Origin of the sequence: Imperialibacter sp., assembly GCF_040222815.1 — a bacterium.
In the GTDB taxonomy this organism is placed as follows: domain Bacteria; phylum Bacteroidota; class Bacteroidia; order Cytophagales; family Cyclobacteriaceae; genus Imperialibacter.
The window spans coordinates 64,322-77,678 of record NZ_JAVKCH010000009.1 but is presented as its reverse complement, the minus strand read 5'-3'; the positions used below and the strand labels follow the sequence as shown (position 1 = coordinate 77,678).

14 protein-coding genes, 1 tRNA gene and 1 other RNA gene are annotated in these 13,357 nt (G+C 44.3%); 6 read left to right on the top strand and 10 right to left on the bottom strand.

Annotated elements, in window-relative coordinates:
- The 4 genes from RIF36_RS02040 to RIF36_RS02025 all read left to right on the top strand — a co-directional run bounded on the left by RIF36_RS02040 (position 1) and on the right by RIF36_RS02025 (position 3,034).
- Positions 1–966: a Smr/MutS family protein gene (locus RIF36_RS02040; protein ID WP_350126886.1), complete on the top strand. Its 966-nt coding sequence runs from the start codon at positions 1–3 to the stop codon at positions 964–966.
- 36 nt (positions 967–1,002) lie between these two features.
- Positions 1,003–1,401, top strand: coding sequence for a hypothetical protein (locus tag RIF36_RS02035; RefSeq protein ID WP_151998364.1), 399 nt, complete (start codon positions 1,003–1,005; stop codon positions 1,399–1,401).
- Positions 1,402–1,443: 42 nt separating this feature from the next.
- Positions 1,444–1,859: RNase P RNA component class A (gene rnpB / locus RIF36_RS02030), an RNA gene on the top strand.
- A gap of 14 nt (positions 1,860–1,873) precedes the next feature.
- Positions 1,874–3,034 carry a sigma-54-dependent transcriptional regulator gene (locus tag RIF36_RS02025; RefSeq protein WP_350126889.1) on the top strand — a complete coding sequence of 387 codons (1,161 nt, stop codon included), beginning with the start codon at positions 1,874–1,876 and terminating at the stop codon, positions 3,032–3,034.
- A gap of 54 nt (positions 3,035–3,088) precedes the next feature.
- Here RIF36_RS02025 and RIF36_RS02020 read toward each other — a convergent pair whose 3' ends face one another.
- Both RIF36_RS02020 and RIF36_RS02015 read right to left on the bottom strand, forming a co-directional pair.
- A complete protein-coding gene (locus RIF36_RS02020; RefSeq protein WP_255471521.1) occupies positions 3,089–3,211 on the bottom strand; it encodes a hypothetical protein in 123 nt (40 codons plus the stop codon).
- A 95-nt stretch (positions 3,212–3,306) separates the two neighbouring features.
- Positions 3,307–4,299 (bottom strand): LuxE/PaaK family acyltransferase, encoded by a 993-nt coding sequence (locus RIF36_RS02015; RefSeq protein ID WP_350126892.1) that lies wholly within the window; start codon positions 4,297–4,299, stop codon positions 3,307–3,309.
- Positions 4,300–4,361: 62 nt separating this feature from the next.
- On the opposite strand from RIF36_RS02015, the gene RIF36_RS02010 reads away from it, so the two are divergent.
- Positions 4,362–5,147, top strand: coding sequence for a hypothetical protein (locus RIF36_RS02010; protein ID WP_350126895.1), 786 nt, complete (start codon positions 4,362–4,364; stop codon positions 5,145–5,147).
- On the opposite strand, the gene RIF36_RS02005 is transcribed toward RIF36_RS02010, so the two are convergent.
- The gene (locus RIF36_RS02005) at positions 5,140–7,548 is read right to left on the bottom strand and encodes an alpha-ketoacid dehydrogenase subunit alpha/beta (protein ID WP_350126898.1); all 2,409 of its coding nucleotides are present in this window, start codon (positions 7,546–7,548) and stop codon (positions 5,140–5,142) included. The genes RIF36_RS02010 and RIF36_RS02005 overlap by 8 nt on opposite strands.
- A gap of 355 nt (positions 7,549–7,903) precedes the next feature.
- On the opposite strand from RIF36_RS02005, the gene ald reads away from it, so the two are divergent.
- Positions 7,904–9,019, top strand: coding sequence for an alanine dehydrogenase (gene ald, locus RIF36_RS02000; protein ID WP_350126901.1), 1,116 nt, complete (start codon positions 7,904–7,906; stop codon positions 9,017–9,019).
- Between the two features lie 57 nt (positions 9,020–9,076).
- Here the strand turns inward: ald and RIF36_RS01995 are convergent, their stop codons facing one another.
- The 7 genes from RIF36_RS01995 to RIF36_RS01965 all read right to left on the bottom strand — a co-directional run bounded on the left by RIF36_RS01995 (position 9,077) and on the right by RIF36_RS01965 (position 13,332).
- A complete protein-coding gene (locus tag RIF36_RS01995) occupies positions 9,077–9,508 on the bottom strand; it encodes a type I restriction enzyme HsdR N-terminal domain-containing protein (protein WP_350126904.1) in 432 nt (143 codons plus the stop codon).
- Positions 9,505–10,821, bottom strand: a complete 1,317-nt coding sequence (locus RIF36_RS01990) for an MFS transporter (RefSeq protein ID WP_350126907.1) — start codon at positions 10,819–10,821, stop codon at positions 9,505–9,507. The genes RIF36_RS01995 and RIF36_RS01990 overlap by 4 nt, the downstream gene beginning before the upstream one ends.
- 55 nt (positions 10,822–10,876) lie before the next feature.
- Positions 10,877–11,341 (bottom strand): ExbD/TolR family protein, encoded by a 465-nt coding sequence (locus RIF36_RS01985; protein WP_151998357.1) that lies wholly within the window; start codon positions 11,339–11,341, stop codon positions 10,877–10,879.
- 2 nt (positions 11,342–11,343) lie between these two features.
- A complete protein-coding gene (locus RIF36_RS01980; protein ID WP_317487413.1) occupies positions 11,344–11,985 on the bottom strand; it encodes an ExbD/TolR family protein in 642 nt (213 codons plus the stop codon).
- 1 nt (position 11,986) lies between these two features.
- Positions 11,987–12,310 (bottom strand): hypothetical protein, encoded by a 324-nt coding sequence (locus RIF36_RS01975; protein WP_151998355.1) that lies wholly within the window; start codon positions 12,308–12,310, stop codon positions 11,987–11,989.
- Positions 12,311–12,334: 24 nt separating this feature from the next.
- Positions 12,335–13,159: a MotA/TolQ/ExbB proton channel family protein gene (locus RIF36_RS01970; protein WP_151998354.1), complete on the bottom strand. Its 825-nt coding sequence runs from the start codon at positions 13,157–13,159 to the stop codon at positions 12,335–12,337.
- Positions 13,160–13,244: 85 nt separating this feature from the next.
- A tRNA-Ser gene (locus RIF36_RS01965) sits at positions 13,245–13,332 on the bottom strand.
- Positions 13,333–13,357 lie beyond the last annotated feature (25 nt).

Below are 13,357 nucleotides of genomic sequence, written 5' to 3'. Positions count from 1 at the left end.
ATGAACATAGGGGACAAAGTAAGGCTTCTGAGAGGAACTGAAGAGGGAGTTATTATCAGGGTGATTAACGAAAACACCTATGAAATAGAAATAGAAGACGGCTTTTCCTTCCCCGTGCTTAAGAGTGAGGTCGTTTTGGTGAGTAAAACGGAAGCAGAGCACTTCAAAAAGGGCAACGCTGCACTGCAAAGCTCTTCCGGCCAAAAATCATTTGTTAAGGAAACCCAGGCGGTTGCGGAAAAAGGAATTTATCTTGGCTTCGAACCAAAAGGAGATATTTTCATAGTCTGGCTGATCAATAACACAGATTACGAGTTGGTTTTCAAGATAGACGAGCTGGTGAAAGGCACTACAATAGGGCTGCACGCCGGTCATCTTGAAGCAAAGTCGAGCCAGCCGATAGCATCCAAGTCTTCTCAAAACTTCGACAACTGGTCGGACATGCAATTTACCTGCATGTATTTCCAAAAAGGAATCTACAAAAGTAAGCCAATGCTGAGCAGGGTTGTCTCGTTCAAAGCGGCAGCTTTCATGCACAAGAAGGGTACTATCCCTATGACCTCGAAGGAAGGATATGTTTATCAACTGGATGATAACCCTGCAAAAATTAACGCTGACGAGATAAAAAACAGCATGCTTTCTGCCAAAGCAACGCCAACACCGAAAACAGATCAGAAACCCGGCTCTCACGAGGTAGATTTGCATATGGAGAAATTAACAGGCCAAAAAGAAGAGGTACCTACCTCGCAGGCTCTCTCCTACCAACTGGCTATTTTTGAGAAGGAACTTGACTCTGCCATTGCTGCAGGCAGAGACGAGATAACGTTTATCCATGGCGTAGGAAACGGTGTTCTGCGTGAAGAAATCCACAAAAGGCTAAGTAAAATGAAAAATATCTTGTACTTTCAGGATGCCCAGAAACAAAGGTTTGGCTATGGCGCTACACTTATCAAATTAAAAGACTAACTAGCATTTTTTAAGCCTAAAATAAAACATAATACTATGGACGTAAGAAAGTTGATGGAGGAACTTGCCTCTGAAATTAACGGCCAATATTCAGAATATGATGATAACCGATCAGTTGTGATCGTTCCTCTTCCCGACGGTAGGTTCCAATCGGTGCGTGGTGGCAAAATTGATAACAAAAAGTATGGCAAGAGTGTCATTCAGATACTGTCCAGAGTATGTCGTACTGCCGAAAAAATTGATTATACCAAAGTGCTTGCGCACAACGTTGACCTAATCAATTCGAAGTTTGTGGTGCTTGGCGATTTCCTAATGGTGGAAACCACATTGTTTGACGACACAGTACCTCCACAGAAATTGAAGGAAATGATCCTCGAAACAGCCAAACTAGCCGATGAGTGGGAACTTGCCATTACAGGCAAGGATGTCAACTAATAAGCATCTTTTAGTTATCAAATAAGTTTAACTATTTAGGAAAATGTGATCCGCCTTATCGCCTTGTTCAGAAAGTATTCTGAGCGGGGAGGAAAGTCCGGGCAATGCAGAGCACCGTACTTCCTAACAGGAAGGGGCATTGTTGGCGACGACAGTGCTACAGACAGTGCAACAGAAAATAAACTACCCGTAATGCTTCTGCATTGGGGGAAAAGGTGAAAAGGTGGGGTAAGAGCCCACCGCCTCAATGGTGACATTGGGGGCACGGTAAACCTTACGGATTGAAAGATCAAATATGCCATGATTCAGGGGCTGCTCGTTCCTGTAGGTTGCTTCGGCAGCCTCGTCGTGGTGGGTAGATTGATAGAACCAGGTGGTGACGCCTGGTCCAGATAAATGATAAGGGTCTCCCGACTTGTCGGGAGGCACAGAACCCGGCTTACAGGATCATATTTTCCTATTTTCATTACCTATGGCAAAAATTCTAATAGTAGACGACGAGAAATCTATTCGCTCTACCCTCCGGGAAATTCTTGAGTACGAAAAATTCAAAATTGACGAAGCAAAAGATGGCGAAGAAGGCCTTGAAATGCTCAAACAGGGATCGTACGACCTCGTGCTTTGCGACATAAAGATGCCAAAAATGGATGGCCTTGAATTGCTTCACAAGGCGATGGAGGAAGGAATTGACTCGCCGTTCATTATGATTTCGGCTCATGGCACAATAGATAGCGCTGTGGAAGCCACCAAAAAAGGTGCTTTCGACTTCCTTCAAAAGCCTTTGGACTTGAACAGGCTGCTGGTCACACTCAGAAATGCACTGGACCGCAAAGAGCTGGTGAATGAAACCAGGGTGCTGAAGAAAAAAATAAGCAAGACTTACGATATCGTGGGCGAGTCGCCGAAAATTGAGGAGGTCAAAGCAATGATTGAAAAGGTAGCTCCCACTGATGCAAGAGTGCTGATTACCGGCCCGAATGGCACAGGCAAGGAGTTGGTTGCAAAATGGATCCACGAGAAAAGTAATCGCTCGTCGGGCCCGATGGTGGAGGTAAACTGTGCGGCCATTCCATCCGAATTAATTGAGAGTGAGCTTTTCGGGCACGAGAAGGGCTCCTTTACCTCGGCTGTAAAACAACGGATTGGGAAGTTTGAGCAGGCTATCGGAGGCACGCTATTCCTTGACGAAATTGGCGATATGAGCCTTTCGGCCCAGGCCAAAGTTCTACGTGCCTTACAGGAAAATAGAATTACCCGGGTAGGTGGCGAGAAGGAGGTAAAGGTAGACGTAAGAGTAGTAGCTGCTACCAATAAGGACTTGAAAAAGGCTATTGCTGAAAATCAGTTTAGAGAAGACCTCTACCACAGACTGAGCGTAATTATCATTCAGGTGCCGGCATTAAAAGACCGCAAAGACGATATTCCACTACTCGTGGATAGGTTTATAGCAGACATTTCAGCAGAATACGGCTGGGCACCAAAACCAATAGACGATGCCGCCATTAAGCAGCTTCAGCAATTTGAGTGGACGGGAAATATCAGGGAACTAAGGAATGTGACGGAGCGGCTGATGATCATGTCATCAGGCAGTATAACAGAAATGGACGTAAAAAAATATGCGGTACTTACTTAGCAAGAACCGCATATATTCTTTCAATAATTTCCAACCAGGTCGAGTACTTTCCAATTAAAGCCTTTGAGCAGGCTTTTCTTTCTGCACGTCCGACTTAGCGTAAGTAGGACACGTCTTCTGAGTACAAGCACCAAGCATGAAAACAGCTACAGCAAACAACAGTAATTTAATTTTCATAACGAAACGGCTTTACTTAGGTTCTTAGAAGCTCTAAGATATATATATCTACACATATATCAAAACACTTTAAGTTCCGAAGCATGAGGTAAGGGCTATTGTATCAGCAAATTGCATCCCCTCACATCCGAATTATCGAACCTGCCAAGCACTTCAAAATCCCCTTTCGTGTTAGTTATTCGGCCCAAATCCTTTGTTTCAATAAAGCAGCACGAATGAATGTTTCCAAGGTCAATAATATTTAAACCTCCCACTCTTTTTTCCTGCAGATACGAAAACGGATCATTAATATCACGAACCATCACCTTCATCGATGGTGGGCAAACGAAGCCAGCCCCTCCATCCGAATAGGCCTGCGACATTAACTCTGTCATCCCATACTCCGAATGTATCCGCTCCACATTCAATCGTTCACTCAACATAGCATGTAACTCAGCCCTTGTCAGCTCCTTCCCTCTCCCCTTCATGCCTCCGGTTTCCATAATGATAAAGTCGCTAAGGTCAAGCTGACGCCTTTCAGCCAGGTCAATTAGGGCAAAAGTGACTCCAATTAGCAACTTTTTACCATCCTGCTTTTTAAGTTTTCCTATCACACGCAAAAGGGCACTGTCATCCTTCAGAAAGAAGCCTGAGAATTTTGAGCCGGTGAGCTTTATGAAGTGCTCAATCATATAAATAAGTGAGGATCCACTTCTTTCCAGGTAAGAGGGCAGCAATGCAACAATATGGAAATTTGAGAGCGGCCCATACATCGACTCAAATATTTCCTTCGTTAGTTTCTCGTAGAATACAGGATCATCGAGGTAATGGGAGCTTTGCACGGAACCAGTGGTGCCGCTACTGGAAAACATAAGGGAAGAATCCCATTCACCTGTCTTTATAGCATGATTCTTGAAAAATTCAATCGGAAGAAAGGGAATATCTTCCAACCGGCTGATTTTTTTTGGGTCTTTAGCTAAGTATGAAATATACTTTTTGTAGACGGGATTGTGTTGGGCCTGCCATTTAAAAATATCCAGAGCGAGGACAGTAAAATGATCATTATTCAGGTTTAAAAGGCGGTCTCTAAAACTAAGAAGCTCGGACATGTGTTTAAATTGCGAAAGATGATCCAATTTTAATAATTTTATAAGGTAAGTAAGCGATGGAAATGAAGAATAGATTATTAAAAAGTCTTGTTCTGGGTGTGGTAGTGATGGGCTTGGCGTGGGCATGCCAGCCGCCAGACGAGCTCCCTATCATTCCAAAAATTTCCTATAACAGGGTCGAGTTTTTTGACGAGGCAACTGGCTCAGATTCGCTTATTCTATATATCAATTTTGAAGACGGGGACGGAGATATTGGGCTGAGAGGATCTGAAGAAAACTATCCGTACAACAAATACAACTTTATCATTGATTCTTCGAACCCAAGAAAGTTTGTTTTTATCGGCGGAGATAACTACACGCCTCCCTTCTATAGTGCCTTTGACGAAAACTTTAATCGGCTACCTCAACAAACGTTGTTTTCGGAAACGGATATCAGAAGACCATACAACTGTGAACAATATGAGGAAGTTGAATATTTCCCTAGTCAAACAGCAACTACTACTAAAATTGACACATTCCTGGTCGCAAGAAATCCTAATAATCAGAATATATTTGTTGACTTTTATCGAAAGGTCAACGGGAATTATGAGTTTTTGGACTGGGCCAATGTGTTTTCTTCCAACGGGTGTGGTGGTAATTTCAACGCCAGGTTCCCAATCTTCGACACTGACAACCTGGGAAAGTCTCTGTCCGGCACCCTTCGCTATTCCATGTTATCCGCTGGATTCGGGATCGTTTTGAAGAAAGATACCTTCAAGCTGAAAGTCTACATCAAAGACAGGGCATTGCACGATAGCAATGTGATAGAAACCCCAGATTTGACGCTTGACAATATCACACTCAATTAAATATCTCAGGATACTTTTCAGGATCTGCTTCGGCCATCATCTCATACACCTTATCAAAGACGTTTTCCACATTGGGCTTAGAGAAGTAGTCACCATCTGAGCTATACGCCGGTCTGTGCTCAGCAGAGGTGATAGTACCTGGCTGTGAGTCAAGGTATTTGTACCCACCCTGCTCTTCGAGCACTTTTTGCATCATATAAGCAGAGGCACCTCCCGGCACGTCTTCATCTGCAAAAATGATACGGTTAGTTTTTTTCAGGGATTCAACAATGGAATGGTGGAGATCGAAAGGCATCAATGACTGCACATCGACCACCTCACAAGAAATACCATACTCCTCAAGCAGCTCTGCAGCTTCCATCACAATCCTGCACATGGAACCGTAGGTTACAATGGTCACATCAGACCCTTCCCTTATTACCTCAGGAACTCCAAGCGGCGTTCTTATGTCGTCGATATTTTCCGGAAGCCTCTCTTTGAGCCTGTAACCATTCAAACACTCAATAACTATCGCAGTGTCATCGGAGGCCAGCAAAGTGTTGTAGAAGCCGGCTGCTTTGGTCATGTTCCTGGGCACGAGCAGGTATATGCCTCTGAGAGAGCCCATGATCATGCTCATGGGTGAACCTGAGTGCCAAACGCCTTCCAGTCGGTGACCCCGTGTCCTTATAATCACAGGAGCCTTCTGGCCTCCCTTCGTTCTGTACTGAAGCGTTGCCAGGTCGTCAGACAAGGTCTGCAAGGTAAAAATCAGGTAATCCAAATATTGTACTTCTGCAATGGGCTTCAGTCCTCTCATAGCGGCCCCAATACCTTGTCCTATGATGGTGCTTTCCCTTATTCCTGTATCGGTTACACGAATCTCGCCATGCTTCGCTTGTAGTCCTGCAAAGCCCTGGTTCACATCACCAATTTGTCCGACGTCTTCTCCTATCGCAAATATTCTCGGATCCTTGCTAAATGCATGATCAAAGAAGGCCTGTAGTACTTCTCTACCGTCAACTATCACACTGGCGTCATTGTAAACAGGCGCCACCTCCTTCACATTTACCGCTCTTTGCTCCGATTCGCTATACAAATGGCTGCTGTATTGCTCACAGTGTTCGGCGTTCTTAATCTTAAGCCAATTGATAAGGTGCTGTCTTTCTTCGTATTTCTCACCTCGCATAAGGTACAAAGAGCGCTTAACAGCCTTTACTACGTCCATCTTCAATGGATTCAGCGTTTTCTCCAGCGCCTTGTTGATAGCGCTGATTTTCGCACCATTTTTGCTTACCCCTGCAGCATTTGCCAGTAAATTCGATGCCCCCTTCAGGTCTTCCTTGATACTGGCTACATAGGCCTTCCAAGCCTCATTCTTATCGGCTTTTGCCTTCTCCCTGGCACTTTCCTCCAGCCTTTCGAGGTGTTCCAAAGTGGCCATTTCATTTTCCAATATCCACTCTCTGAATTTCTTTATGCAGTCGAATTCCTCCTCCCAGTCAAGTCTTTCTCTCGATTTATATCTTTCCTGCGAACCGGAAGTAGAATGCCCCTGAGGCTGGGTCATCTCTTTTACGTGAACGAGCACCGGAACATGTTCATCCCGTGCGATCCTGCCTGCGTGGCGGTATGCCTGAACGAGCTTTTCATAGTCCCAGCCATTCACCACGATGATTTCATACCCATTTTCGGAGTTATTCCGCTGGAAGCCAGCCAATACTTTAGAAATATCCGATTTGGTAGTATGATACTCCGCAGGCACCGAAATTCCATATTCATCATCCCAAATAGAAATGACCATAGGCACCTGTAGTACCCCGCCTGCATTGATTGTTTCGAAGAAGTGTCCTTCCGATGTAGATGCGTTGCCAATAGTGCCCCAGGCTACTTCATTTCCATCAATAGAAAAGTCTTCAAAGTGTTTGAGTGCAGGATTGTTTCTGTAAAGTTTGGAGGCATAAGCGAGGCCGAGCAGACGTGGCATTTGGCCCGCCGTACATGAAATATCCGAACTGGAGTTCTTCATGTCTGTCTGCGTTTTCCATTCGCCCTTTTCATTGAGGTACCGTGTAGAAAAATGACTATTCATCAAACGGCCACCAGAAGAAGGGTCAGCAGAAAGGTCGGTGTGAGCATAAAGCTGAGCGAAGAACTGCTGGATCGTTAGCTGACCAATGGCCATCATAAATGTTTGATCCCTGTAGTAACCAGACCTGAAATCGCCATTTTTGAATACCTTGGCCATCGCTACCTGAGCGAGTTCTTTGCCATCGCCAAAAATACCAAACTTCGCCTTGCCCATGAAAACCTCCTTCCTTCCCATCAAACTAGCTTCACGGCTTTCGCAAACCAAAAGGTAGTCGTCGAGAATTTCGGCAACAGGCACGCTGATTTCTTTCTTAGTCTTTACTACACTCACTATTATGCTGATTTAAAGGATAATGTTGTCGATTGCAATGAACGGACTCTCAAAAGAGGTATTTCAAATATAAGCATAAAATTACACGTTTTCAATTTTGTTAATCGCATGAAAAAAATACAACTACCTGATAATCAGTGGAAATTATGGTTTTTAAGGAATAAAATTTTTGCAAATGATCGTTCGGGCAAAGAATAGTTTGTTGGTATCAATCGGTAAGAAATTTTAGTATTATTCAATGAAAGGTGGACGGTTTTGTCAACTTCGAAAATCGAAGAGTTTCAAAACAATTATTCATTCATGTTCATATATTTGTGGCCTTTCCAAAAAAGCGACATTAACTAACAATACGATCATGATAATTGGGGTTCCAAAGGAGATTAAAAACAATGAAAACAGGGTTGCATTGACCCCTGCAGGCGTAACTGAATTATTAAAGAGAGGCCATGAGGTTCATGTGCAGTCTACTGCAGGAGAAGGCAGCGGGTTCACTGATGATTCTTACAAAGAGGCCGGTGCCAACATACTTCCGACCATTGAAGCTACTTACCAGAAAGCTGAAATGATCATGAAAGTGAAGGAGCCTATCGAAGCAGAGTATTCGCTTATCAAGAAGGATCAATTGCTATTTACCTATTTCCACTTTGCCTCTTACGAACCCCTCACTCATGCAATGATAAAGAGCGGGGCTGTTTGCCTTGCCTACGAAACAGTGGAGAAAGCCAATGGCACTCTGCCCCTTCTCATCCCTATGTCGGAAGTAGCTGGTAGAATGTCGATACAACAAGGCGCCAAGTTTCTGGAGAAACCGATGAAAGGCAGGGGTATTCTTCTGGGTGGTGTGCCTGGCGTGCGCCCGGCAAAAGTGATGATTCTGGGTGGTGGCGTAGTGGGTACTGAAGCGGCGAAAATGGCTGCCGGCCTTGGTGCTGATGTTATCATACTTGACCTGAGCCTCCCAAGGCTGCGCTACCTGGACGACGTGATGCCTGCCAACGTTAAAACCTTAATGAGCAACGAATACAATATCCGTGAACTCATCAAAGATCATGACCTCATTATCGGTGCAGTGCTTATCCCTGGAGCAAAAGCCCCCAAGCTTATCACCAAAGACATGCTGAAGGAAATGCGCCCAGGCACGGTAATGGTGGATGTGGCGGTGGATCAGGGTGGCTGCTTCGAGACAACCAAACCGACTACCCACCAGGATCCGGTTTTCATCATCGACGATGTGATTCACTACTGCGTCGCCAATATGCCTGGCGCCGTTCCTTACACTTCCACGCTGGCACTTACCAATGCCACACTGCCATATGCTATTCAGCTGGCTGGCAAGGGATGGAAGACAGCCTGCAGGGACAACAATGAACTGAAACTTGGCTTGAATGTGATCAACGGAAAAGTGGTATACCAGGCAGTATCAGAAGCCTTCAATTTGGCCTATACAGACGTAAACACATTCCTGAATTAATTCGATCTGAAGAGGTTATTGAAGAAGAGGTTGTTCTAGATGCGGACAACCTCTTTTTTACTTATAAGGAGGGATATCGCTGAGAGATACCAGGTTATTCCTTTCCCTTTCAACCTGGAGACAAATCATTTCGTTACCGTTGGTAATGACCAATATGTTTGCGTCCAGCTCTTTGTTATAAGTCGCCACCTGAAAAATTGTCTCCCGACTTAGCTTTACATCTGGCGCTTTACACTCCACCAGAATGTGAGGTTTGCCGGCGTTGTTATACACCACAAGATCTGTTCTCTTCTGCCTTTTGTTGTAATGCAAGCCGGCTTCTATCGACATCAAACCCTTTGGGTAGTGGAGTTCAGCCATGAGATAATTTACCATCTGCTGCCTGACCGCTTCCTCAGGCGTCCAAACGAGGTACTTCCGTCTAAGAAGGTCGTAAATGAGCGTCTGTCCGTCCTTTTCAATTACAAGTGGTCTGGTTTCCTTGCTCATTTAGCTTCTTCCGCTTTCGGAAGCCTGATAATCTTAAAATTGGTTTGTCTCAAGAAAAAGAGACCCAAAATAAAAAACGTAGCAAGGGCAAGTGTGCTGTTTCGCATGCTGCCAGTAAGCTGCTCTATCAATCCATAGGCAAATGTCCCAATCACAATTGACAGTTTTTCCGTCACATCATAGAAGCTAAAATAAGAAGCGTGGTCAATGGTGTTCTCAGGTATCAGCTTAGAAAATGCCGACCGGGACTGTGACTGTATACCCCCCATTACCAGCCCGACCACAGTGGCTACTACATAAAACTGCATAGCGGAAGTAACAAAGTATGCCCCAAGGCAAACCAAAATCCAGATCACAACCATTATCGACAATGATATTTTGTTGCCCTTTATCTTCGACACGTAGGCGAACAAATATGACCCGGCGACGGCTACTACCTGTATAATCAACACGGTCAGTATCAGCTTTTCGCCAGGCAACTTCAGCTCTTTGTCGCCAAAAGTTGCGGCCAGAAACATGACGGTTTGCACGCCCATGTTGTAGAAAAAGAAAGCTTTGAGGTAACGCCGCATGGAAGGCAACTCCCTTAGAGACCTAAACACTTTCCGCACCTCCTTGTAGCCATGAGCCAGAAGCTTGCCAGCAGGCTTTCGATTGTAGGGATTGGTGGGTAGAAAATGAAAGGGAATTAGTGAAAACCCTAGCCACCACACCCCTACCAGCAAAAAGGCAAATCGTGACGCCTCTCCCCCATTAGCAAACCCAAACCAATCAGGAAAAGTAATAGAGATAAGGTTAAACAGAAGAAGCAGCAGGCTACCGGCATACCCCATGGCGTAGCCTTTGGCGCTTACGATATCATACCTGTCGGAAGTGGTGATCTCAGGCAAAAAAGCGTTGTAAAAAACCAGGCTTCCCGAGTAGCCAATACTGGCCACAATAGAAGCGAAAATACCCAGCTCAATGTTGCTCCCATCGAAGAAATAAAGCGTTATACACGCAGCTGCGCCGATATAGGTGAAGATTCGAAGAAAGAGTTTCTTCATGCCTCCATAGTCAGCGATGCCCGAAAGCAAAGGAGAAAAGAGTGCAATAGCCAGGAACGAGAAAGAGATAGAATAGGAATAGAGAACCGTATTGGTGATCTCCAGCCCTAAAAACTGTACCTTCTCACCACCAAAAAAGTTTCTCGTGACGCTACTATAATAAACTGGAAAAATAGTGCTGGTAATCACCAGGTTGTAGACTGAATTAGACCAGTCGTACATGCACCAGGCATTCACCACCTTGTTATTCTTAAGGTTCAGGTTCATTGCAAAAAAAAAGTCTTCCCCAAAGGAAAGACTTTTATATGATTATCAACTATGATTATTGGTTATCCATACCTTGAAGGGAGCTGTAAAGCACCTTCCTGGCATTAGCTTCTCTCAGCTCCTGCTGCACATCAGCTACAATACCCATTTTGGCTTCAATATCCACCTTCATTGACATTGTAATCTGATCTCTTTCCACTTCGCTAAGCTTGTCCTTTTCAGTATTTACAAACTGCACAACATCCTTAGGCGTAATAAACACATCATTCACCTGAATCTTAGGTTCAGTACCGAAAGTTGCAGCATTCTTAGGAGGGCCTATATAGATGTAGCTCACCAGCGACTTGCGCTCAATTTTCGACAACTGTGTAGCCCTCGGCAAATGTTGTTCCACCAATAGCTCTGTTTCCCTCATCACGGTGGTTACCATGAAGAAGAACAAAAGCATAAAGATGATATCAGGAAGAGCGGCTGTAGGTATTTCCTGAGAAGTACCCGAACTCTTTTTAAACTTTCCCATAATTAACCTCCAATTTTAGTAGGCTCCGCAATAGAAATCGCTCTGGGCATTCCTGAACGAGCCTGATCATACAGCTTCTTTTGCTCCGGATCTTTCTGATCCAGTTGAAGAAACTCCTGAGCAGTTTTGCCTATTCTCTCACCATATACCTCGTTGTAAGCGGCGTTTACTTCGTCCAATACAGTAATGTAAAGTTCGTAGCTCGTACCTCTATCTGCCTTGAAGGATACAATTGCTTTATCCGGGCCATCAGACGAATCCTTTCGTCTTCCATAAGCGCTGACAAAGCTCTTCATGGGTGCCGGAAGGTCGTTGTAAACCATCATGGCATCTTCTGAGGGGCGTCCAAAATTAAGGATAAACTCCTTGATCATTGGCTTCAGCTCTTCAATATCGGTGAGAGGCTCATCTTCAACAAGCAGCAAATCTTTCGAGTTAGCTTGTATTTTGAAGATATTCCTGTCATTCTCCTTCACCTCTGGTGGTGGCTGGTTAGGATCCGGCTTCGGTGGCAAAAGCATCGCAATACCTTTGTCATTTGCCATCGTGGTAGTTACCAGAAAGAAAATGAGCAAAAGGAAAGCAATGTCAGCCATAGAACCGGCATTTACCTCCGTACTAGGTCTGTTTTTCTTGCTTGCCATATTACTTAACGATTTTTGAAATTTCCGTATACACGATTCCTACTAAAGCTACACCTGTCAACAGGTACATCATAATCAAAGAACCTCCAACCAATTTAGACAATCCTGCGTCGACGTTATACTTTGTATACACTGCTGTTACCTCATCGCCTGAAATTGCATATCCCAAACCGAAAATAACCAACAAGATAAGAATACCGACGGCCGACATGGCCAATGAAGACAGATCGTCCAAGGCGTTGATCAAAGGCAATATGATCGCTGCTAGTAGCGCTATTCCTACCAGAATGTAGGAGCCGATCAATGCTATATCAATAAAATCCATTTTTGCTGTCTTTAGATGTTAATACTACTTAGAAAGATTGTGCTTTACAAGGATGTCTACCAATGTAATAGAGGCATCTTCCATTGAGTTCACAAGAGAGTCGATCTTAGAAATAAGGTAGTTATAGAACAACTGAAGAATAACAGCTACGATAAGACCACCTACCGTTGTCAAAAGGGCGATTTTGATACCATCGGCCACAAGAGCAGGAGAAACGTCACCAGCTGCAGCGATTGCATCAAATGCACCAATCATACCAATTACCGTACCCATGAAACCAAGCATAGGAGCAAGAGAGATGAATAGAGATATCCAAACCATTCCTCTTTCCAGTTTACCCATTTCAACAGAACCGTAAGCAATGATTGACTTCTCAACCATTTCAACGCCTTCTGACATTCTCATTAGTCCCTGAGTAAAAATTGAAGCAACAGGGCCTTTGGTATTTTTACAAACTTCTTTTGCTGCCTCAACACCTCCTGAAGCCAGCGCATTCTCAACGTTAGCAAGAAGTTTTTTGGTGTTCGTGGTAGCAAGGTTCAATGTAATGATACGTTCGATGGCAACGGCCAATCCGAAGATCAAACACAAAAGAACGATACCCATAAATTCCCAACCACCGGCGATGAATTGCTCCTTTACAATTTGGTGAAATGATTGCTCTGGCTCATCGACTACTTCTTCCATCATTGGAGCGGCTACAGGCTCAGGCTCGGCAACGACCTCTTCCACAGCAGCAGAGTCAACCATAGCAGTACTGTCTGAGGAAACTTCATCCTGAGCAACTGCATTGAATTGGCTGAATGCAAAAACGCCTGTTAGCAACAGCGAAGCGAATAACTTTTTCATAGTTTAAATTTTAGTAAATCGTAAATTGGTTACAGTTAGTAAAAGATAGTTTGTTTTCGTTTAGAATTCTCGTTTATAAATTCTGCGGAGAGAGAGGGATTCGAACCCTCGATACCCTTTAGAGGTATACACACTTTCCAGGCGTGCTCCTTCAACCACTCGGACACCTCTCCAAAGTACAATTTTTGGCGTCTAGCA

Bases quoted from the DNA above. Each gene is read 5' to 3' on its own strand.
- RIF36_RS02040 (WP_350126886.1), top strand. From the start codon at position 1: ATGAACATAGGGGACAAAGTAAGGCTTCTGAGAGGAACTGAAGAGGGA.
- RIF36_RS02035 (WP_151998364.1), top strand. From the start codon at position 1,003: ATGGACGTAAGAAAGTTGATGGAGGAACTTGCCTCTGAAATTAACGGC.
- RIF36_RS02025 (WP_350126889.1), top strand. From the start codon at position 1,874: ATGGCAAAAATTCTAATAGTAGACGACGAGAAATCTATTCGCTCTACC.
- RIF36_RS02020 (WP_255471521.1), bottom strand. From the start codon at position 3,211: ATGAAAATTAAATTACTGTTGTTTGCTGTAGCTGTTTTCATGCTTGGT.
- RIF36_RS02015 (WP_350126892.1), bottom strand. From the start codon at position 4,299: ATGTCCGAGCTTCTTAGTTTTAGAGACCGCCTTTTAAACCTGAATAAT.
- RIF36_RS02010 (WP_350126895.1), top strand. From the start codon at position 4,362: ATGAAGAATAGATTATTAAAAAGTCTTGTTCTGGGTGTGGTAGTGATG.
- ald (WP_350126901.1), top strand. From the start codon at position 7,904: ATGATAATTGGGGTTCCAAAGGAGATTAAAAACAATGAAAACAGGGTT.
- RIF36_RS01995 (WP_350126904.1), bottom strand. From the start codon at position 9,508: ATGAGCAAGGAAACCAGACCACTTGTAATTGAAAAGGACGGACAGACG.
- RIF36_RS01990 (WP_350126907.1), bottom strand. From the start codon at position 10,821: ATGAACCTGAACCTTAAGAATAACAAGGTGGTGAATGCCTGGTGCATG.
- RIF36_RS01985 (WP_151998357.1), bottom strand. From the start codon at position 11,341: ATGGGAAAGTTTAAAAAGAGTTCGGGTACTTCTCAGGAAATACCTACA.
- RIF36_RS01980 (WP_317487413.1), bottom strand. From the start codon at position 11,985: ATGGCAAGCAAGAAAAACAGACCTAGTACGGAGGTAAATGCCGGTTCT.
- RIF36_RS01975 (WP_151998355.1), bottom strand. From the start codon at position 12,310: ATGGATTTTATTGATATAGCATTGATCGGCTCCTACATTCTGGTAGGA.
- RIF36_RS01970 (WP_151998354.1), bottom strand. From the start codon at position 13,159: ATGAAAAAGTTATTCGCTTCGCTGTTGCTAACAGGCGTTTTTGCATTC.